At 74.0% G+C, this 19810-nt stretch carries 16 protein-coding genes and 1 tRNA gene; 7 read left to right on the plus strand and 10 right to left on the minus strand.

The annotated features are described in order from the left end of the window. Positions 1 to 73 precede the first annotated feature (73 nt). The 5 genes from ACSNOB_RS12340 to argS form a co-directional block, all read right to left on the minus strand. A complete protein-coding gene (locus tag ACSNOB_RS12340) occupies positions 74 to 3376 on the minus strand; it encodes an efflux RND transporter permease subunit (protein ID WP_436686782.1) in 3303 nt (1100 codons plus the stop codon). A gap of 135 nt (positions 3377 to 3511) precedes the next feature. Next, the gene (gene thrC / locus ACSNOB_RS12345) at positions 3512 to 4561 is read right to left on the minus strand and encodes a threonine synthase (protein WP_436686783.1); all 1050 of its coding nucleotides are present in this window, start codon (positions 4559 to 4561) and stop codon (positions 3512 to 3514) included. A 209-nt stretch (positions 4562 to 4770) separates the two neighbouring features. Continuing rightward, positions 4771 to 6084, minus strand: a complete 1314-nt coding sequence (locus tag ACSNOB_RS12350; protein WP_393109640.1) for a homoserine dehydrogenase — start codon at positions 6082 to 6084, stop codon at positions 4771 to 4773. Between the two features lie 8 nt (positions 6085 to 6092). After that, a complete protein-coding gene (gene lysA, locus ACSNOB_RS12355) occupies positions 6093 to 7478 on the minus strand; it encodes a diaminopimelate decarboxylase (RefSeq protein ID WP_393109543.1) in 1386 nt (461 codons plus the stop codon). Between the two features lies 1 nt (position 7479). Next, positions 7480 to 9144 (minus strand): arginine--tRNA ligase, encoded by a 1665-nt coding sequence (gene argS, locus ACSNOB_RS12360; RefSeq protein WP_436686784.1) that lies wholly within the window; start codon positions 9142 to 9144, stop codon positions 7480 to 7482. Positions 9145 to 9243: 99 nt separating this feature from the next. Between argS and ACSNOB_RS12365 the strand changes: the two genes are divergently transcribed. From ACSNOB_RS12365 to ACSNOB_RS12375, 3 genes are all read left to right on the plus strand, one after another. Beyond that, a complete protein-coding gene (locus ACSNOB_RS12365; RefSeq protein ID WP_436686785.1) occupies positions 9244 to 10044 on the plus strand; it encodes a DUF3105 domain-containing protein in 801 nt (266 codons plus the stop codon). An 8-nt stretch (positions 10045 to 10052) separates the two neighbouring features. Then, the gene (locus tag ACSNOB_RS12370; RefSeq protein WP_436686786.1) at positions 10053 to 10718 is read left to right on the plus strand and encodes a DUF305 domain-containing protein; all 666 of its coding nucleotides are present in this window, start codon (positions 10053 to 10055) and stop codon (positions 10716 to 10718) included. A 206-nt stretch (positions 10719 to 10924) separates the two neighbouring features. Beyond that, positions 10925 to 11617 (plus strand): winged helix-turn-helix domain-containing protein, encoded by a 693-nt coding sequence (locus ACSNOB_RS12375; RefSeq protein WP_393109638.1) that lies wholly within the window; start codon positions 10925 to 10927, stop codon positions 11615 to 11617. A 97-nt stretch (positions 11618 to 11714) separates the two neighbouring features. Here ACSNOB_RS12375 and ACSNOB_RS12380 read toward each other — a convergent pair whose 3' ends face one another. Next, positions 11715 to 12632 carry a DUF2268 domain-containing protein gene (locus tag ACSNOB_RS12380; protein WP_436686787.1) on the minus strand — a complete coding sequence of 306 codons (918 nt, stop codon included), beginning with the start codon at positions 12630 to 12632 and terminating at the stop codon, positions 11715 to 11717. Between the two features lie 164 nt (positions 12633 to 12796). Here ACSNOB_RS12380 and ACSNOB_RS12385 point away from each other — a divergent pair. Next, a tRNA-Arg gene (locus tag ACSNOB_RS12385) sits at positions 12797 to 12871 on the plus strand. Between the two features lie 181 nt (positions 12872 to 13052). On the opposite strand, the gene ACSNOB_RS12390 is transcribed toward ACSNOB_RS12385, so the two are convergent. Together ACSNOB_RS12390 and ACSNOB_RS12395 are read right to left on the minus strand one after the other, a co-directional pair. Further along, positions 13053 to 13571 (minus strand): hypothetical protein, encoded by a 519-nt coding sequence (locus ACSNOB_RS12390; protein ID WP_436686788.1) that lies wholly within the window; start codon positions 13569 to 13571, stop codon positions 13053 to 13055. Between the two features lie 373 nt (positions 13572 to 13944). Continuing rightward, positions 13945 to 14448, minus strand: a complete 504-nt coding sequence (locus ACSNOB_RS12395) for an anthrone oxygenase family protein (protein ID WP_436686789.1) — start codon at positions 14446 to 14448, stop codon at positions 13945 to 13947. A gap of 243 nt (positions 14449 to 14691) precedes the next feature. On the opposite strand from ACSNOB_RS12395, the gene ACSNOB_RS12400 reads away from it, so the two are divergent. Beyond that, positions 14692 to 15837: a sensor histidine kinase gene (locus ACSNOB_RS12400; protein WP_436686790.1), complete on the plus strand. Its 1146-nt coding sequence runs from the start codon at positions 14692 to 14694 to the stop codon at positions 15835 to 15837. Then, complete coding sequence (locus ACSNOB_RS12405; protein ID WP_436686791.1) at positions 15834 to 16496, plus strand: response regulator transcription factor; 663 nt, start codon at positions 15834 to 15836, stop codon at positions 16494 to 16496. The genes ACSNOB_RS12400 and ACSNOB_RS12405 overlap by 4 nt, the downstream gene beginning before the upstream one ends. 51 nt (positions 16497 to 16547) lie before the next feature. On the opposite strand, the gene ACSNOB_RS12410 is transcribed toward ACSNOB_RS12405, so the two are convergent. Continuing rightward, on the minus strand, positions 16548 to 17507 hold the full coding sequence (locus ACSNOB_RS12410) for a DNA polymerase domain-containing protein (protein WP_436686792.1): 960 nt from the start codon (positions 17505 to 17507) through the stop codon (positions 16548 to 16550). Between the two features lie 31 nt (positions 17508 to 17538). Then, positions 17539 to 18336 (minus strand): isocitrate lyase/PEP mutase family protein, encoded by a 798-nt coding sequence (locus ACSNOB_RS12415; protein ID WP_436686793.1) that lies wholly within the window; start codon positions 18334 to 18336, stop codon positions 17539 to 17541. Between the two features lie 52 nt (positions 18337 to 18388). Here ACSNOB_RS12415 and ACSNOB_RS12420 point away from each other — a divergent pair, with 52 nt between their 5' ends. Next, positions 18389 to 19801, plus strand: coding sequence for a PLP-dependent aminotransferase family protein (locus tag ACSNOB_RS12420; RefSeq protein WP_436686795.1), 1413 nt, complete (start codon positions 18389 to 18391; stop codon positions 19799 to 19801). Positions 19802 to 19810 lie beyond the last annotated feature (9 nt).

Below are 19810 nucleotides of genomic sequence, written 5' to 3' on the forward strand. Positions count from 1 at the left end.
CGGCGGGTACCTGACCGAACGCGAACGCCCCCGACGGCGGACCCGTCGGGGGCGTTCGCGGACGTGCCGGGTGCTACTCCGCCGGCGGCAGCGGGGACCGGCGGCTCTTCGGCAGCCGCAGCACCTCGAACTGGTCGGTGCCGTCCAGCAGGGCGGCCGACGGCGCCGGCCGGGACGCCGGCTGGGCGGACGCCTCCGCGCCCGTCGACGCCGCCGTCGACGCCGCCGCCGGCACCCGGGCCGGCTCGCCGGACTCCGGCCCCGTCGCCGGGGCGTCGGTCGGCGGGGCGGCGGGGGCGGCTGGCGCGCCACCGGAGCGGCGGGCCCGCCAGGAGCGGATGCTCTCCTTGGTGTTCTCCGCCATCGTGTAGAGCGTCGGCACCAGGATCAGGGTGAGCAGCGTCGAGCTGAGCAGGCCGCCGATCACCACGATCGCCAGCGGCTTGGAGATGAAGCCGCCCTCCCCGGTGAGGCCGAACGCCATCGGCAGCAGCGCGAAGATGGTGGCGACCGCGGTCATCAGGATCGGTCGCAGCCGGCGCCGGCCGCCCTCGACCACCGCCTCCCGGACCCCCATGCCCTGCGCCCGGTACTGGTTGATCAGGTCGAGCAGCACGATCGCGTTCGTCACCACGATGCCGACCAACATGAGCACGCCGATCAACGCCGGCACGCCCAGCGGGGTGCCGGTGGCCAGCAGCAGGCCGATCGCGCCGGTCGCCGCGAACGGGACGGAGATCAGCAGGATCAGCGCCTGGGTCAGGCTACGGAACGTCGCCACCATGATCAGGAAGACGATCGCGATTGCCGCGAGCACGGCCAGGCCCAGGTCGGCGAAGGCCTCCTCCTGGTCGGCGCTGACGCCGCCGATGGCGAAGGTCGCCCCCGGCACGTCGATGGCGTCCAGCTTCTTCTGCAGCTCCTGGGTGGTGGCGCCGAGGTTGGAGCCGGTGGCCGTACCGGTCACGGAGACGCTGCGCTCACCGGCGATCCGGGTCACCTGCTGCGGCCCTTCGGCCACGGTGACCTCGGCGATGTCGTCCAGCTTCACCGGCCCCACCGGCAGCGCGCGCAGCTCCTCGACGGAGACCGGCACCTTGCCCGCGTACCGCAGCACCACGTCCCGCTGCCCGCCGTCCAGGGTCACCTGGCCCAGCGGCGCGCCCCGGAACGCCTGCGCCACGAACTGGCCGACTGCGGCCTCGGTGAGCCCGACCCGGCCGGCGGCGACGCGGTCGACGGTGACGTCGACGCGCGGCACCCGGGTGGCGAGGCTGGTGGAGACGTCCTCCACGTCGGGCACCGCGGCCATCGCCGCCCGGACCTCGTCGGCGGCCCGGGTCAGCGCCTCCGGATCGGTGGCCTGGACCACGACCTCCAGCTGGTTGGCGGCGGCTCCGCCCTGCCCGGCGCCGAAGCTGACCTCGCCGACGGCCGCGCCCAGCGCGTCGATCTCCTTGCGCAGGACCTCCCGCATCTCCTTGGCGTCGGTCTCGCCGCCGAGGGCCAGCGACCAGGTGGCGACGTTGTTGCCGCCGCCCGCGAACGGGTTGTCCCCGCCGCCCGCGGTCACCTGGTACGTCTCGATGCCGTCGGTGCGCTCCAGCACCGCCTCGATCTGGCGGGCCGCCGCGTCGGTGCCGGCCAGCCCGGTGCCCGCCGGCAGCTCCTGCGTCATGCTCAGGGTGTCCTGGCCGGAGTCGTCGATGAAGTTGGTCTCCAGCTGACGGGACAGGCCGAACGTGCCGAACAGCACGAGCACGCCGAGCCCGAGGGTGATCCAGCGGGTGGCCCGCTTGCGGGTGGCGAACCCGATCACCGGCAGGTACGCCCGCTGCAACGGGCTGCGCAGCTCCTTCTCCTCCGCCGCCCGGCGCACCGCGGCGTCGTCGGCCGTGCCGCCGGAGGGCTTGAGGAACCAGTAGGCGAGCACCGGGATGACGGTCAGGGAGACGAGCAGCGAGGCCAGTAGGGCCACGGTGACGGTGATCGCGAACGGCGCGAACAGCTGCCCGACGAAGCCGCCCACGAGCGCGATCGGTGCGAAGACGGCGACCGTGGTGAGCGTGGACGCGGTCACCGCGCCGGCCACCTCGCGGACGGCGGCGAGGATCGCCTCGCGCTTCGGCTCGCCGTACTCCAGGTGTCGCTTGATGTTCTCCAGCACGACGATCGAGTCGTCGACCACCCGCCCGACCGCGATGGTGAGCGCGCCGAGGGTGAGCAGGTTCAGCGAGTAGTCCCCGATCCAGAGCGCGATCAGGGCGACCACCACCGAGAGCGGGATGGAGACCGCGGTGACCACGGTGGAGCGGATCGACAGCAGGAAGACCAGGATGACGATGACGGCCATGACCAGGCCCAGCAGGCCCTCGGTGGTCAGGCTCTCGATGGACTTCTCGACGAACGGCGCCTGGTCGAAGACCACGGTCAGCTCGGCACCGGAGGCCTCGCGCAGCTCGGCCAGCCGGTCCCGGATCTCGTGCGAGATCTCCACCGCGTTGCCGTCCGGGGCGGCCGTGATCGCGATGCCGAGACTGTCCCTGCCGTTGGTCCGGGTGATCGCGGTCGCCGGGGCGAGCTGCTGCTCGACGGCGGCCACGTCGCCGAGGCGGACCGGCGCCGTCTTCCCCGCCGCCGGCGCGACGACGATGCCGCGCAGGTCGTCCAGCGTGGCGAGCGGGGTGCCCACCTGCACGGGGAGCGCCCGGCCGCCGTCGGCCACCGCGCCGGCCGGCACCGTCACGCCGTTGGTCTTGAGCGCGGCGCCGATCGCGGTCGGCTGGAGCTTCGCCGCCGCCAGCTTCGCCGGGTTCGGGGTGACCACGACGACGTCGTCCCGGGCGCCGGTCACGTCGACCGACCGCACGCCGTCGATCGCCTCCAGCTCCGGCACGACCGCGCCGCGCAGCTTCTCCGCGAGGGCTCGCTGGTCGCCGCCGCCGGACGCGGCGAGCACCACGGCGGGCAGGTCGTCGGTGCTGCCGGCGATGACCTGCGGGTCGACGCCCTCCGGCAGCTGTGTGTCGATGCGGTTGAGCGCGGTCTCCATCTTGTTGACCACGTCGTCCAGGTCGGTGCCGAACTCGTACTGCACCTGGACGGTCGTCGAGCCCTCGCGCGAGGTCGAGGTGATCTTGTCCAGGCCGGGGATGGCCTGGAGGCTGTTCTCGATCGGCTCGGTGACCTGCGACTCGACGACCTCCGGGCCGGCGCCCGGGTACGCCGCCACGATGAACGCGGCCGGGAACTCCAGCGACGGCAGGAGTTGCTGCTTCAGCGACGGCACGGCGAACAGTCCGAACGCCGTGGTCACCACCGCGATGAGGGCGATCAGCCCTCGATTGGCGAGGCTGAATCTGGCGAGCAGCGACATCGGCGTGGCTCACTCCTGGAGGAAACGGTTGCGGGGCGGGAAAAGTGTCCCCCACCCGCTCCGCCCCGCACCGGCCGCCCCCGCTCCCGGTCCCGCTCACAGGACGGGCGGGACCGGGCGCGGTGCAGGTGTGGTTCAGGCCAGGTCGAGCGAACGGGCCGCGGCGAGGGGGTCGTTGGCGATGGTGATCGGGGCGGGGGCGGTGGAGATCGCCCACTCCGGGTCCTTCAGGCCGTGGCCGGTCACCGTGCACACGACCGTGGAGCCGGGCGGGATCCTGCCGGCGGCGGCCTGCTGGAGCAGACCGGCCACGCTGGCGGCGCTGCCCAGCTCGACGAAGACCCCGACCTCGCGGGCCAGCAGCCGGTACGCGGCCAGGATCTCCCGGTCCGTGACGGCGGCGATCAGGCCGCCCGAGGAGTCGCGGGCGTCGAGGGCCCTGGTCCAGCTCGCCGGGTTGCCGATCCGGATGGCGGTGGCGATCGTGGACGGCTCGCGGACCACCTGGCCGGTGACGATCGGCGCCGCGCCGGCCGCCTGGAAGCCGTACATCTTCGGGGCGCGGGTGGCGTTGCCCTCCCGCAGCTCCTCGGAGTAGCCCAACCAGTAGGCGGAGACGTTGCCGGCGTTCCCGACCGGCAGACAGTGGATGTCGGGCGCGTCGCCGAGCGCCTCGACGATCTCGAACGCGGCCGTCTTCTGGCCGTGCAGCCGGTCGATGTTGACCGAGTTGACCAGGGCGACCGGGTAGTCCTGGGCGAGCTTCGCCGCGAGCGCCAGACAGTCGTCGAAGTTGCCGGTGACCTGGAGCAGCTTCGCGCCGTGCACCAGCGCCTGGGCCAGCTTGCCCAGCGCGATCTTGCCCTGCGGCACGAGCACCGCGCAGGTCAGGCCGGCGCGGGCCGCGTACGCCGCCGCGGAGGCGCTGGTGTTGCCGGTGGAGGCGCAGATGATCGCCTTGTTGCCGGCCTCGACCGCCTTGGAGACCGCGAGCGTCATGCCCCGGTCCTTGAACGAGCCGGTCGGGTTGGCCCCCTCCACCTTGAGGTGCACGTCGCAGCCGAGCCGGGCGGAGAGCACCGGCGCGGGCAGCAGCGGGGTGTTCCCCTCGTGCAGGGTCACGACCGGGGTGGCGTCGGTGACCGGCAGACGATCCCGGTACGCGTCGATCAGGCCCCGCCACATGTCGCTCTCCTCGCTCTATCGCCCCGTCGGGCCGGGGGCACCCTCAGCGTGGACCAGCCTGCCCGGCCCGACGGCGGCGCACCCGGCGTTAACCACCTGGCGAGACGCGAACGCGGCCGGGCCCCCGCCGGCCCGCGCGCGTCGCGCGGACCGGCCCCCGGGCTGCCCGGGGCCGGCGACGCGCGGGGGCACCGGCGGGCCGGAACGGGTCACGCCTCGCCCTCGACCCGCAGCACGCTCGCCACGGAACGGACGATGTCCAGCCCGCGCAGCTCGCGCACGGTGGCGGCGAGCGCCGCGTCCGGCGCCACGTGGGTGACGATGACCAGGTCCGCGTCCTCGCCGCGACCGGCCGCGCCGCCGCCCGCCGGGCCCTGCCGCACCGTGGCGATCGAGACGTCGTGCCGGGCGAAGACCCCGGCCACCGCCTCCAGGACACCGGGACGGTCGGCCACGTCGAGGCTGACGTGGTAGCGGGTCAGCGCCTCCCCCATCGGCCGCACCGGCAGGTCCGCGTACGCGGACTCGCTGGCCGAGCGCACCCCGGCGAGGCGGTTGCGGGCGACGGCCACCACGTCGCCGAGGACCGCGCTGGCGGTCGGCGCGCCGCCCGCGCCGCGGCCGTAGAACATGAGCTGGCCGGCCGCCTCGGCCTCGACGAAGACCGCGTTGAACGCGTCGCCGACGCTGGCCAGCGGGTGGGTCAGCGGGATCATCGCCGGGTGCACCCGCACGCTGACCGTCTCCCGGCCACCCGTGTCGGTGCCCCGCGCGGCGATGCAGAGCAGCTTGATGGTGCACCCCATGGCCTTGGCGCTGGCCACGTCGGCGGCGGTCACCTCGGTGATGCCCTCCCGGTGCACGTCGGCGGCGCTCACCCGGGTGTGGAACGCCAGCGAGGCGAGGATGGCCGCCTTGGCCGCCGCGTCGAAGCCCTCCACGTCGGCGGTCGGGTCGGCCTCCGCGTACCCCAGCTCGGTGGCCTCCTCCAGCGCCTCGGCGAAGCCGGCGCCGGTGGCGTCCATGGCGGAGAGGATGAAGTTGGTGGTGCCGTTGACGATGCCGGTGACCCGGTTGATCCGGTCACCGTGCAGCGACTCGCGCAGCGGGCGCAGCAGCGGGATCGCCCCGGCCACGGACGCCTCGTAGTAGAGGTCGCCGCCGCCCTCGGCCGCCGCGTCGTGCAGGGCCGCGCCGTCCTCGGCGAGCAGCGCCTTGTTGGCGGTGACCACGCTCTTGCCGGCCCGCAGCGCCTCGACGAGCCAGCCCCGCGCCGGCTCGATTCCACCGACCACCTCGACCACCACGTCCACGTCGTCGCGCTTGATCAGCCCGAGCGGGTCGGTGGTGAACAGCGTGGGGTCGACCGGCAGGTCGCCCCGGTCGCGGCCGAGACGGCGTACGGCGATGCCGGCGATCTCCAGCGGGGCGCCGATCCGGGCGGCGAGGTCGGCCGACTGCTCGTGCAGCAGCCGGACCACCTCGCTGCCGACCGTGCCGCAGCCGAGCAGCGCCAGGCGCACAGGTGACGTCATCCCACATCCAATGCGAGCAGGTCCTCTTCGGTTTCCCGCCGGACGATCAGGCGTGCCTGGCCGTCCCGCACCGCGACCACGGGGGGCCGGGGCACGTGGTTGTAGTTGCTGGCCATGCTCCGGCAGTAGGCGCCCGTGCCGGGCACCGCGACAAGATCTCCGGGCTGCACGTCGGCGGGCAGGAATTCATCCTTCACCACGATGTCCCCGGACTCACAGTGCTTTCCCACCACGCGGGCGAGCATCGGCTCGGCAGCCGACGCCCGGGAGGCCAGCGTCGCGGAGTAGGACGCGTCGTAGAGCGCGGTGCGGATGTTGTCGCTCATCCCGCCGTCCACGCTCACGTACGTGCGGATTCCGTCGACGTCCTTGACCGTGCCGACCTCGTAGAGGGTGAACACGGCCGGCCCGACGATCGCCCGGCCCGGCTCGATGGAGAGCCGGGGCACGGCGAGCTGCTCGGCCGCGCACTCCCCGTCGACGATCTTGCGCAGCCGCTTGGCCAGGTCCTGCGGCGTGGACGGGTCGTCCTGGGTGGTGTACGCGATGCCGAAGCCGCCGCCGAGGTCCAGCTCGGGCAGTTCCACCCCGCGCGCGTCGCGGATCTGCGCCTGGAGGGCGAGCACCCGGCGGGCGGAGACCTCGAAGCCACTGGCGTCGAAGATCTGCGACCCGATGTGCGAGTGCAGGCCGCGCAGCTCCAGCACGTCCTCGTCGAGGATCTTGAAGGCGGCCGCCGCGGCGGCCCCGCCGGCCAGCGAGAAGCCGAACTTCTGGTCCTCGTGCGCGGTGGCGATGAACTCGTGGGTGTGCGCCTCGACGCCGACGGTGACCCGGATCAGCACCTTCGGCCGGACGCCCCGCTCGCGGGCCAGCGCGCTGAGCCGGTCGATCTCGGTGAAAGAGTCGACGATGATCCGCCCCACCCCGACGTCGAGCGCCCGGGTCAGCTCGGCGACCGACTTGTTGTTCCCGTGGAAGCCGATCCGCTCCGCCGGCATCCCGGCGGCCAGCGCGGTGGCCAGCTCGCCGCCGCTGCACACGTCGAGGTGCAGGCCCTCCTCGTCGATCATCCGCACCACCGCGCGGCAGAGGAACGCCTTGCCGGCGTAGTAGACGTCGACGCCGGCGAAGGCGTCGCGGAAGTCGCGGCAGCGCGAGCGCAGGTCGCCCTCGTCGAGCACGTACACCGGGGTGCCGAACTCGGCCGCGAGGTCGCGGACGCCGAGCCCGGCCACGGCGAGCGCGCCGTCCGCGCCGCGCGTCACGTTGCGCGGCCACAGCTGCGGCACCAGGGCGTTGACGTCGGCCGGGGTACGCAGCCACGCCGGCCCCCGGCTGCCGATGTCCCCGTGCAGGGCGCCGGCCTCGTGAGCTCGCATGTCACATCCTCTCGGGCGCGGAGACGCCGAGCAGGCGCAGCCCGTTGGCGATCACGGTGCGGGTGGCGTCGTTGAGCCAGAGCCGGGCACGGTGCAGGTCGGTGATTTCCTCGTCGCCGCGCGGCAGGATCCGGCACTCGTCGTAGAACCGGTGGTAGGCCCCGGCCAGCTCCTCCAGGTAGCGCGCCACCCGGTGCGGCCCCCGCAGCTCGGCCGCCGTGGCGACCACGGCCGGGAACTCGGCGAGCGCCTTGAGCAGCTCGTTCTCCTTCTCGTGGGCGAGCAGCTCCGGACGGAACGCCTCGGCGTCGCCCCGGGTCAGCCCCACCTCGGCCGCGTTGCGGCCCACGCTGGCCGTCCGGGCCGCCACGTACTGCACGTAGTAGACGGGGTTGTCGCGGGTGGCCCGGGTCCACAGCTCCACGTCGATGTCGATCGGCGAGTCGCTGGAGTAGCGGGCCAGCGCGTACCGGGAGGCGTCCACGCCGATCGCGTCGACCAGGTCCTCCAGGGTCACCACGGTGCCGGCCCGCTTGCTCATCCGGACCGGAGCCCCGTCGCGCACCAGGTTGACCAGCTGGCCGATCAGGATCTCCAGGTTGCGCTCCGGATCGTCACCGAAGCACGCGGCCATCGCCTTCATCCGGCCGATGTAGCCGTGGTGGTCGGCCCCCAGCATGATCACGACCCGCTCGAAGCCGCGCTCGCGCTTGTCGAGGTAGTAGGCGCAGTCGGCGGCGAAGTACGTCCACTCGCCGTTGGACTTGCGCAACACCCGGTCCTTGTCGTCACCGAAGTCGGTGGTGCGCAGCCAGGTCGCGCCGTCGGCCTCGAACGTGTGGCCCTGCTCGCGCAGCCGGTTGAGCGCGTGGTCCAGCTCGCCCCGGTCGTGCAGGTCCTTCTCGTTGAAGTAGGTGTCGAACTCGACCCCGAAGCCGCGCAGCGAGGACTTGATCTCGGCGAACATCAGCGCGACGCCCTCGGTCCGGAAGACCTCCTGGGCGGCGGCGTCGTCCAGCTCCAGCACATCGGGACGGATGCCCCGGACGGCGCCGGCGATCTCGGTGACGTACGCCCCGGCGTAGCCGTCCTCGGGGGCGGGCTCACCCTTCGCGGCGGCCAGCAGCGAGCGGGCGAAGCGGTCGATCTGCGAGCCGGCGTCGTTGAAATAGTATTCCGTGCCGACGTCGGCGCCGGTGGCGCGCAGCAGCCGGCTGAGCGCGTCGCCGACGGCCGCCCAGCGGACGCCGCCGATGTGCACCGGGCCGGTCGGGTTCGCCGAGACGAACTCCAGGTTGATCTTCTGGCCGGCGAGCCGGTCGCCGCGGCCGTACTCCTCGCCGGCCTCGACGATCGTCCGGGCGAGCTGGCCGGCGGCGGCCGCGTCGAGCCGGATGTTGAGGAATCCCGGACCGGCGATCTCCACCGACTTGACCCCCGGGGCCCGGCCGAGCTGCTCGGCGAGGGCGGTGGCGAGCTCGCGCGGCGGGACGCCCACCTTCTTGCTGAGCTGGAGCGCCAGCGTCGAGGCGTAGTCGCCGTGCTCGGGGTTGCGGGGTCGCTCCACCGCCGTGGAGCCCGGCAGGGCGGAGCGGTCCAGGCCCCGCTCGGTGAAGACGGCGTGGGCTGCGGAGAGGACGACCTCGGCGAGTTCTGCGGGAGTCACCGATCCATGTTATCGGGGGTAGACTCGGCACCCGCGGCGGCGACCCAGAGTGTGAACCGGCCCGCCGGATCCCCTGACCGACCGACCTGACGAGGCACGATGAGCATCAGCACACCGGGTGGCGGCCCCGAGCGCCGTCCGACCGTGGTCAGCACCGGCAAGAAGCCGGCGGCGGGCCGGCCGGCCGCCGGCGCCAAGGCCGGGTCCGGCAAGCCGACGGGTCCCCGTCCGGGCGCCGGGGGCAAGGGCCGCAAGCCGGTCACGCCGGTGAAGGTGAGCCAGGGCCGCTCCTGGGGCCCGATCGCGCTCTTCGTCGCCGTGGGCGTGCTCGCCGCGTCGATCATCGGCTACGGCGCCTGGGCGGCGTTCCAGGGCTCCAAGCCGTGGGAGGACCGGGCGGCCGCGATCGACGGCATCGTCAACTTCCGCGAGAAGGACAAGAAGCTCGTCGAGGGCGGCAACCACCAGGCGGGTGCCATCACCTACTCGGTGCTCCCGCCGGTGGCCGGCCCGCACAACGCGGCCTGGCAGAACTGCATGGGCGAGGCCTACGACGCCCCGATCGCCAACGAGCACGCGGTGCACAGCCTGGAGCACGGCACGGTCTGGATCACCTACCGGCCCGACCTGCCCGCCGACCAGGTGGCGAAGCTGAAGGAGAAGGTGCAGGGCAAGGAGAAGATGATGCTCAGCCCGTTCGAGGGGCTGGACAAGCCGATCTCCCTGCAGGCCTGGGGCTACCAGCTCAAGGTCGACAACGCCGACGACAGCCGGATCGACGAGTTCATCAAGACGCTGCGGGTCAACGCCTCGATCGAGGGCCCGACCGCGCTGTGCAGCGAGGGCATCACCGCCACCGGCACCACCCCGCGCGACGGCAACCAGATGCCGCAGGGCTGAGGAGAGCGATGAGCATCCCGACCACGATCGAGGCCAGTGAGCTGGACGGCCCGGTTCCGGAGCAGCGGCGGCCGTCCGGGCGCCGCTGGGGCACGGCCGCGCTGGCGCTCGCCGTCGTGGTCGGGCTGCTCCTCGGGTACGCCGGCGGCCTGCTGACGCCCCGGCTGACCCGGCCGGGCGACGCCTCGGTCGAGGCGGGTTTCGCCCGGGACATGATGACCCACCACGCGCAGGCGGTGGAGATGGGCATGATCGCTTTCGACAAGGGCACCGACCCCGAGGTGCGCAGCATCGGCGGCGACATCGCCGCCGCCCAGCAGGGTGAGATCGGCACGATGCAGACGTGGCTGCGTTCGTGGGGGCTCGACCCCACGGGCAGCCAGCCGGCGATGTCCTGGATGTCCGACGGCGCCGGGCTGGTCAAGGACGGCCTGATGCCGGGCATGGCCACCCCCGAGGAGATGGCGAAGCTGCGCGCGGCCGAGGGCCGCGAGCTGGACACCCTCTTCCTGCGGATGATGATCAAGCACCACCTGGGCGGCATCCACATGATCGACGGCGTGCTCGACGCCAGCGACGAGGCCGACGTGGTCAGGACGGCCCAGACCATGAAGAACACCCAGCGCAACGACCTGACCAACCTCCAGAACGCGCTGGAGCGCCTGGGCGGCTGACCCCGCCGCCCGTCCGCTGTCCGTCGAGAGGTCCGCGTCACCGCCGGTTTCCGGCCGACGCGGACCTCTCGCCCGTTCCGCCGCAGTCCCCCCTGCCCGGTTTGGTGCCATACGAGACGACTGTGCGGTCCGACCGATTACGACACTAAGAGAGTTTTCTCCACACATATCGTGACCAGTTGCGATTCGGGCTCGTTGCGCAGGACGTGGGGGTTGCACTGAGAGACGCACGGCGTTCCGTCACCAGCTGGTGCCGGCGCCACACCATCGGCGGTGACGGGGCGGTGGCAGCCGTCCGTCGCGGACAGCGGCAGGGCGAGCCGGGGACGCTCAGCCGCGAACAGGAACTCGAACTGATCGACGTCCTGCGGGGCGTCTACCCCGACGACCTGGGCCTGGACGAGGAGTTGTGGACGCGGCAGAGCCTGCACACCCTCATCCAGGGCCGCTTCGAGGCGGCCATGGACGCCGGGGCGGTCGGGGCGTACCTGCGGGCCTGGGGGTTGGGTCCGCGGGAGCCCCGGGAGCGGGCCTGCGGGCTCTGCGTCGGTGCGGTCGAGCGCTGGGTGCGCAGCGAGTACCCGGCCATCACCCGGGCGGCGCAGGAGCACCTCGCCGAGGTCTACTGGATCGGCCGGGTACGCCTGCGCGGCACCATGCCGGCGGCGGACGTCATCTCCGCCGTCTCGTCCCGGGGCCGGGTGCGCTTCATGATCACCACGCCGTCGGTCGACCCGCCGCTCCCCCGCGACTTCGTGCTGCGGCTCAGCGGCGAGGAGCAGCGGACGGTGCACCTGATCGTCGACGGCTCCTGGCCCCGCAACGAGTGGCCCCGCCGCCTGCCCCGCCGCATCGTGCTGCACCCGCTGCCGAGCTGCGGTCGCTCGCTCGCCGCCTGATCGATCCACCCGCCGGGGAGGGCGACGCGCCCCGGCCCCCGGATGGACGCGGGCGCCCGCCGCCCCCTCGGGCGCGGCGGGCGCGTGCCCGTGACGGCTACGGGGCAGCCACCGGACGTGCCGGGCGGCCCGTGACCGCGTGCAGCGCCGTGGCGATGATCTCCGAGCTGTCCGCGTGCAGGGCCTGCGCCGCCGTCTGCCCCGTCGCGGCCAGGTAGGTGTCGACCAGCCTGTTGCCGACGGCGTACCCGGCCCCGGTCGGCAGTCCCACCGGAGCGGCGCCGAAGCGCTCCGCGCTGGCGTCGCCGTGCACCCAGGCCGTGAAGTTCTCCATGCCGGTCACGCCGAGCCCGGACACCACCTTGGCGAAGACCGCCTCGTCGTGCAGGTGCGGCACCCCGATGCGGGTGTAGCCGAGTTCGTCACCGTGGAGCTGGCGGGCGAACGCGTCGGCCAGCCCCTCCGAGACCACGTGCTCGCCGACCGTGACGGTCGTCGGGTTCCACACGACCCCGCCCGGGCCGTAGCGCAGGTTGTGGTGCAGCTCGTGCGCGGCGGTGACCGCCAACCGTGCCACGTTCTCCGGGTAGGGCCACAGCGTGATCAGGATGTACCCCGATATCCCGCCGTTCCCGGTGACGCCGAGGCTGGGCCCCATGAAGTGGTCGTCACCAGGGTCACCGAGCACGACCAGCACGGTGATGTCCGGCACCTCCAGCCCCGGCGTCGCCGCCAACTGCACGGCGAGCGCGTCGTCGAGGGCGCGCCGTACCCGTTCCCAGGCCCCGGCCGTCGCCAGCGTCTCCAGCGCGTCGAGGCAACGCGCCTCGTCGCGGTCGAGGGGAAATCCGGACGCCATCCGGTGCATCGCCACCAGATCGACCTCTCCGGGGAAGTAGCGGTACATGCCCCTGGCCGGCTCGAGCATCGAGCGCAGCATGGTGACGCGATCCGTGACCGGGGCCCGCAGGATCCGCTGCATGGCGGGGTAGGTGTCGAGAACCGTGATCGTCATGTCCGCCGACGCTAGACACTGACGCCGCGTCAGGGTCAACCGAAGGGGCGGCCGGGGCCGGGGCTCTGGACGGCGGAACCCGGCGCGGGTGCCCGACACGGCGGGATGGCGGATACCGATTCGGTGATCGCAGGAGGCGTTTGCTACTCTTCTCCAGTCGCTGAGCCCCCGTAGCTCAGGGGATAGAGCACCGCCCTCCGGAGGCGGGGGCGCAGGTTCGAATCCTGCCGGGGGCACCAGAGTCGACCAAAGGCCGCTGACCGAGGCAAGCCCGGTGAGCGGCCTTTCTCGTGTGCCCGGCTGTGTCCGGCCATCAAGCGGCCGGCGACGGGTGTCCGCGCACAGGCTCGCCGGGGGCGTCCGGCCGTGAGCGATTGACGGCGAGTGTCTGTGCGAAGCGCCGAAGTTTCGGCGCGGGCCCTACTCGACAAGCTGATCCTCGACGAACCGCAGCCTCTCGACCACCTTTCCGTCCTTGCTCTTGTCGTAGATGTCGTATCTCTTCCGCGGGTCGACATCCGACCATCTCATCGCCGCGATGAGATCGTTCTTGTGATGTTCCAGCCGGTCCGTGCTCAGGTAACCCTCATCGGGCTGCCAGTCCCTCGGCAAATCGTCGCTCTCCCGGTAGAAGTACATGTGGAAGAGCCGGGACTTCCCCTCCGCCACGTCGATCCCCCCTTCGATCGGGTGCTCCTTGCCGTACTCCTCGACCAACTCCTTCAATTCCGTCAGGTCTTCGGGTGGGTTCAGGATCATGTAGTGCTTCCTGACGGTCACGTCTACTTCATCCCCCTTGCCGAAGACCTCCTCCGTGTTTTCGATCTCGAAGATCCTGGTCTCCCCCGAGTCCTCGTTCCTCGCGCATCCGACCAGGCTCAACGGGACGAAGAGCACACCGACAATCAGGGCTAGGACCTTCGCGTTGGCTCTGATCACCAGATCCTCCTCGAAGAAGGGCTGGCCGCCTCCGCCCGACGGGGGACCGCGAGGCACGACACGACGACGGCGCGGGCCAATGCGGCGCGGAATCGCCATGAACGCGAGGCGAGGGGCAGCGCGATCATGAGCGGGACACTACCTAACGGATCATGGTCGCCACCGGACACGTGCCGGCCGCGGGAAGGCCTGTCCGCCGAGTACGTGCCGGCGCCGACCGCTCTCGCCCGGCCCGGCCGGCGTTCGCACCGGTGAACGGCAGGAGCCCGACCGAAAGAGGTGCATCCGTCCGGGGCGCGGGTGCGGAGCCCGCCGGGGCGGGCGAACACGAACGGGGCGGACGCTCGCGCGCCCGCCCCGATGGCCGTCCGGCTCAGGTCCGTGGCGCGGTGTCCCGAGCCCACCGCAGCAGCGCGGTGAAGGCCAGCGCGGACGTCACCGCGCCGCCCACGAGACGCACCCGGTGCCCGGCGACGAACTCGGCGGCGACCTGACGCAGGTACTCCGGGGAGTGCGTGCCGACCGGGTCGACGAACATGATCTCGTTGCGCGGCCAGAAGAAGAACACGGAGAACAGGAACTCACAGCCGACGAACACCGCCGCCGCCCCGACGATCCACCACCGCAGCCGGGGGTTCCGCCAGGTGAGCACCACCGCGGCGAGACAGGTGAGGACGACGGCGGCGCCGAGCGGCGGGAAGTAGTCACTCGGCCCGCCCGCCACCAGGAACTCACGGGCGCGGTCCAGCGACGCCGGCGGGTCGTCGAAGATGTTCGGGTAGAGCATCACGGTCTCGGCGGCGACGCCGCCGAACGACAGCATCGACGCCCACACCAGAGCGACGAGCACCGTCCAGGTCAGCCTGTTGCGGGTCATGGTTCCTCCTGCCGATCCGTCGCGCCGGCGGGCGCCGTCCGCGTGGTCGTCGCCGACGCTAGGCCGACCGGCCGTCGCCGGTCTGCCGCCCGCAAGCGCGAATCCGGGTCGCTTCCGGGCGTACGTCGACGCCGGCCGGTCGCCCGCCCGCGCGTTCGCGGTCGCTTCCCGACGTAGCCCGCGACCGCGAACGGACGCCCTCGGGCGACGGTGCCGACGCCCGGTTGGCCCTACGCTCGTGGCGTGCCGGTATCCCGCCCCACCCGCACCGACGCCCTGCTCGGCCTGGCGACCTTCTGCCTGGTCGCGACGGCCGTGGCCACCGGCGACCGGCCGGCCGCCCCGGCGGCGTACGGCTTCGCGGTGGGCTTCGGGGCCCTGCTGCTGGTCGCCCGGTCCTGGCCGGTGCCGGCGCTGCTGGCGACCGCGCTCGGCATCACGGCGTACTACACGCTCGGCCTGCCGCCGATCGGCCTGGCCGCCCCGGCAGCCGCCGTCCTGTACGCGGCGGCGGAGCGGGGCCGGGTGCGATGGGCGGCGGTCGTCGGTGGGGCGTTGCTGGTGGTGTCGGTGGTGACGCGGCTGGCCGAGGGCGACGACACCGCCATCGTCCTCGGCTTCGGCCTCGGGTCCGAGGCGGCGCTGATGCTGGCCGTCGTCGCCCTCGGCGACGCCGTCCGCAACCGGCGCTCGCTGCGGGCCGAACTGGCCCGGCAGGCGCTCGTGGCGGCCGAGGACCGGCGGCGGGAGGCCGCCCGGCAGGTGGAGGCGGAGCGGCTGCGCATCGCCAGGGAGGTGCACGACACCCTGGGGCACACGATGTCCGTGGTGACGCTCCAGTCCGCAGTGGCGCAGGAGGCGCTCGCCGACAGCGCGCCGGAGCGCGTGGGCGCGGCGCTCGCGGCGATCCGCTCGGCGGGCGGCAGCGCCATGGCCGAGCTGCGCGCGACGCTGGGCACCCTGCGCGGCGACGCCGGCGTCCGCCGGCCACCGCCGGGGATCGACCAGCTCGCCGCCCTGGCCGAGGGAGTCAGCCGCAGCGGGCTCCCGGTCGACCTGCGCGTCGACGGCGACGTCGACACGCTGCCGGCCGTGGTGGGCACGACCGCCTACCGGGTCGTGCAGGAGGCGTTGACCAACACGCTGCGGCACGCGCGGGCCACGAGGGTCGAGGTCACCGTCCGGGCGACCGGCTCGCAACTGACGCTGGAGGTCGTCGACGACGGCCGTGGCGTCGCGGCGTCCCCGGGGCAGGCCGGCGGCAGCCAGGGGCTGCGCGGGATGTCCGAGCGGGTGGCCCTCCTCGGCGGGACCGCGCACACCGGCAACGCCGGGACGGGCGGCTTCCGGGTGTCCGTCCGACTACCGCTGTCCGGGCCTCGCGCATGACGCCCGTCCGCGTCGTCCTGGTCGACGACCAGCACCTCATCCGCGCCGGACTCCGCGCGCTGCTCGAACGCGCCCCGGACATCACCGTCGTCGCCGAGGCCGCCGACGGGGCCGCCGGCCTGTCCGCCGTCCGGGCCCGCCGACCGGACGTCGTCCTCATGGACGTACGGATGCCGGGCACCGACGGGATCGAGGCGACCCGGCGCATCCTGGCCGACCCCGACCTCGCCGACGTCCAGGTCGTCATGCTGACCACCTTCGACGACGACGAGTACCTCTTCGACGCCATCCGCGCCGGGGCGGCCGGCTTCCTGCTCAAGGACACCGCGCCCGACGCCCTGCGCGACGCCGTACGCACCGTGGCCGGCGGCGACGCGCTGCTGTCGCCCGCCGTCACCCGCCGCGTGCTCGCCGCCGCCGCCCGCTCCCCCGTGCCGGACCACGCCCGGCTCGCCGGGCTCACCGAGCGGGAACGTGACGTCCTCGCCCAGGTCGGCGCCGGACGGTCCAACGCGGAGATCGGCGCCGCCCTGCACCTCAGCCCGGACACCGCCCGCACCTACGTCAGCCGCCTGCTCACCAAGCTGGACGCCCGCGACCGGTCCCAGCTGGTCGTGATCGCCTACGAGAGCGGGCTCGTGCGACCCGGCGAGCGGTGAGCCGGCCGGCGCCGGAGCGGCGGGGAGGACCGGGGCGGCGGTGCGCGTACGTCAGCCGGCGGCGCGGCGGGCGCGGGCCCGGCGCTTGCCCTCGTGCATGGCCTGCACGCGGGCGATCGGGATGGTGTGCCCCTCGGCGACCAGGTCCGCCGGGAGCTGCTGCGGCGCGGGCATCCGCTCGGCCCACGGGTCCCGGTCGGCGACCAGCGCCGGGACGGTCCGGATCGTGAAGTCCGCCGGGGCCACGTCGCCCAGGTCGGCCCAGTCCACCGGGAAGGAGACCGGCACGCCCGGCCGCAGCCGGGGGCTGTAGGCGGCCACCACGGTCGCGCCGCCGGCGCGGGTCGAGTCCACGAACACCTTGCCGCCCCGGTCCTCGCGGATGAAGGCGGTGGTGGCCAGGGCCGGGTCCAGCCGTTCGGCGCGGGCCGCGACCGCGCGGGTGGCGGCGGCCATGTCCTCCACGGCGGCGCCCGCCGCCACCGGCACGAAGACGTGCACGCCCTTGGCGCCGCTGGTCTTGACCGCGCCGGTGAGCCCGGCGTCGGCGAGCGCCTGCCGGACCAGCAGTGCGGCGGCGACCGCCAGCCCGAACGAGTCGCCCTCCGGCGGGTCGAGGTCGAGGATCAGGTGGGTGGGGCGGTGCAGGTCGTCGACCGTGGCCAGGGTGGGGTGGTATTCCACGGCGCGCTGGTTGGCGAACCAGAGCAGGGTGCGCCGGTCGTCGCAGAGCGCGTACGAGACCTCGCGGTGGGACGCCTCGGCCCAGACCGAGGTGCGGCGCACCCAGTCCGGGGTGTACTTCGGCAGGTTCTTCTGCATGAACGGGGGCTGCCCGGGCCGGACCCGGATCACCGACAGCGGCCGGCCGCGCAGCGGCGGCAGGATCCGCTCGTGCACGGCGTCGAGGTAGTCGACCAGGTCTCGCTTGGTCGCGTCGTCGCCGTCGGACAGCGGCTGGTCGAGGTTGGTCAGCGACACCCCGTCCCGGGTCTCGTCAGCGCGACTCATCCGACCACCTTCGCGGCCCGGCGGCCGGCGGTCAACCGGACGCGGCGGACTGATCCGCGACAAACGGGTCGCCGCCGGCGCGCACGACGCGGAGCAGCCGGTCCGTGTGCGCGCGGACGGCGGCGTACAGGCCACCGCCGAAGCTGACCCGGGCCACCCCGAGGGCGGCCAGCTCCGACACCGCCGGCGTGCCGGGGCGGGCGAGCGCGTTCACCGCGCCGGGCACGGCCGCCACCAGCGCGGACAGCGCCGCCGGGTCGGCGAGCAGGATCGGGTAGACGCAGTCCGCGCCGGCGGCGAGGTAGCGGGTGGCCCGGCGGACCGCCTCGGTCAGCCGGGCGGCGGGATCGCCGCCGGAATCGAGGAAGACGTCGATCCGGGCGTTGAGCACCACGGGCACCCCGGCCGCGTCGGCCGCCGCCCGTACCTCCGCCAGCAGGTCGGCCTGCGCCCCGGCGTCGGCCAACCGGCCGGTACGCGGGTCGGAGTCCTCCAGGTTGAGCCCGACCGCCCCGGCGTCGAGCAGGCGCTCCACCAGCTCGGCCGGGCGCAGCCCGTACCCCCGCTCCAGGTCTGCGGTGACCGGGACGGCGACCGCGTGGGCGACGCGCGCCACGGCGGCGAACATCTCCCCGGGCGGGGTGGCCTCGCCGTCGGCGTGGCCCAGCGACTCGGCGACGGCGCTGCTGCTCGTGGCGACGGCCGGAAAGCCGGCCTCGACGACGCGGCGGGCGGAGCCGGCGTCCCAGGCGTTGGGCAGGACCAGCGGATCACCGGGCCGGTGCAGCGCGCGCAGCGCCTCCGCCCGGCCCGCGAGGGTGTCGGTCATGCGCCGATTGTCGGCCAACCACCGCCCGCCTCTAAGCTCCAATCCCGTGCCGATGGACTGGGCCGCTTTCGGCGTCGACCTGCACCTGGAGCTCGACGCGTCGACCGGCCGCCGGGCCGGGCTGGAGCGGGCGCTGCGCGACGCGATCCGCGACGGGCGGCTGGCCCCGGCCACCCGGCTGCCCGCCACCCGGGCGCTCGCCGCGCAGCTCGGCCTCTCCCGGGGCACGGTCAGCGCCGCGTACGACCAGCTGGTCGCCGAGGGATGGCTGGTGGCCCGGGTCGGTTCCGGCACCGAGGTCAGCCCGCTGCGCCGCACCGCCCCGGCGCCGGCCGCCGTCCGGCCCGGCCCGGACGCGCCCCGCTACGACCTGCGCCCCGGCAGCCCCGACCTGGGCACCTTCCCGGTCACCGCCTGGCTGCGCGCGACCCGGCGGGCGCTGGCCGCCGCCCCGCCGGCCGCCTACGGCTACGGCGACCCGCGCGGGCGGGTCGAGCTGCGCACCGCGCTCGCCGGTTACCTGGGCCGCGCCCGGGGCGTCCTGGCCGACCCCGACCGGATCGTGGTCACCACCGGGTACGTGCAGGCGCTCGCGCTGCTGGTGGGCGTGTTGCGGGACGCGGGCCGGCCGGTGCTGGCGATGGAGGACCCGGGGCTCGCGTTCCACCGGGAGGTGGCCCGCCGGCAGGGCGGCACGGTGCTGCCCCTGCCGGTGGACGCCCACGGCGCCCGGACCGACCTGCTCGGCGCGGCCGCGCTCGCCGACGTGGCCGCAGCGGTGCTGACGCCGGCACACCAGTACCCGACCGGGGTGACCCTGGCTCCCGAGCGCCGCCGCGCGCTGACCCGGTGGGCCCGCGACCGGGACGCGCTGGTGATCGAGGACGACTACGACGGCGAGTTCCGCTACGACCGGCAGCCCGTCGGCGCGGTCCAGGGCACCGCGCCGGAGCAGGTCGCCTACGTCGGCACCGCCGCCAAGACCCTCGGCCCCGCGCTGCGCCTGGCCTGGGTGGTGCTGCCCGCCCGGCTCGTCGAGCCGGTGGTGGAGGCGAAGCGCCATCTGGACCTGCACTCCGAGACGATCGGGCAGCTCGCGCTCGCCGACCTCATCGACGGCCACGGCTACGACCGGCAGGTCCGCGCGGTACGCCGGCACTACCGCCGCCGCCGGGACCTGCTGCTGAGCCGGCTGGACGCGGCCGGCGGCCGGTACGCGGTGGGCGGCGTCGCCGCCGGGCTGCACGCGTTGGTCGAGCTGCCGGCCGACGGGCCGACCGAGTCGCAGGTGCTGGCCGAGGCCGCCCGCCACGGGCTGGCCCTGGGCTCCCTCGGCCGGCACCGGCACGCCCCCGGCGGGCACCCGCAGGGCCTGGTGGTCGGCTACGCCACCCCGCCCTCGCACGCGTACCCCGGCGCCCTCGACGCGCTGGCCCGAGTGCTGCACACCCGAGCCACCCCCTGACCCACCCAC

Source organism: Micromonospora sp. URMC 106 (assembly GCF_051386395.1).
GTDB lineage: Bacteria > Actinomycetota > Actinomycetes > Mycobacteriales > Micromonosporaceae > Micromonospora.

What these genes read in the sequence shown, in the direction of transcription:
- ACSNOB_RS12340 (WP_436686782.1), bottom strand. Translation starts at nt 3,376, where the DNA reads ATGTCGCTGCTCGCCAGATTCAGCCTCGCCAATCGAGGGCTGATCGCC.
- thrC (WP_436686783.1), bottom strand. Translation starts at nt 4,561, where the DNA reads ATGTGGCGGGGCCTGATCGACGCGTACCGGGATCGTCTGCCGGTCACC.
- lysA (WP_393109543.1), bottom strand. Translation starts at nt 7,478, where the DNA reads ATGCGAGCTCACGAGGCCGGCGCCCTGCACGGGGACATCGGCAGCCGG.
- ACSNOB_RS12365 (WP_436686785.1), top strand. Translation starts at nt 9,244, where the DNA reads ATGAGCATCAGCACACCGGGTGGCGGCCCCGAGCGCCGTCCGACCGTG.
- ACSNOB_RS12370 (WP_436686786.1), top strand. Translation starts at nt 10,053, where the DNA reads ATGAGCATCCCGACCACGATCGAGGCCAGTGAGCTGGACGGCCCGGTT.
- ACSNOB_RS12380 (WP_436686787.1), bottom strand. Translation starts at nt 12,632, where the DNA reads ATGACGATCACGGTTCTCGACACCTACCCCGCCATGCAGCGGATCCTG.
- ACSNOB_RS12395 (WP_436686789.1), bottom strand. Translation starts at nt 14,448, where the DNA reads ATGACCCGCAACAGGCTGACCTGGACGGTGCTCGTCGCTCTGGTGTGG.
- ACSNOB_RS12405 (WP_436686791.1), top strand. Translation starts at nt 15,834, where the DNA reads ATGACGCCCGTCCGCGTCGTCCTGGTCGACGACCAGCACCTCATCCGC.
- ACSNOB_RS12410 (WP_436686792.1), bottom strand. Translation starts at nt 17,507, where the DNA reads ATGAGTCGCGCTGACGAGACCCGGGACGGGGTGTCGCTGACCAACCTC.
- ACSNOB_RS12415 (WP_436686793.1), bottom strand. Translation starts at nt 18,336, where the DNA reads ATGACCGACACCCTCGCGGGCCGGGCGGAGGCGCTGCGCGCGCTGCAC.
- ACSNOB_RS12420 (WP_436686795.1), top strand. Translation starts at nt 18,389, where the DNA reads ATGGACTGGGCCGCTTTCGGCGTCGACCTGCACCTGGAGCTCGACGCG.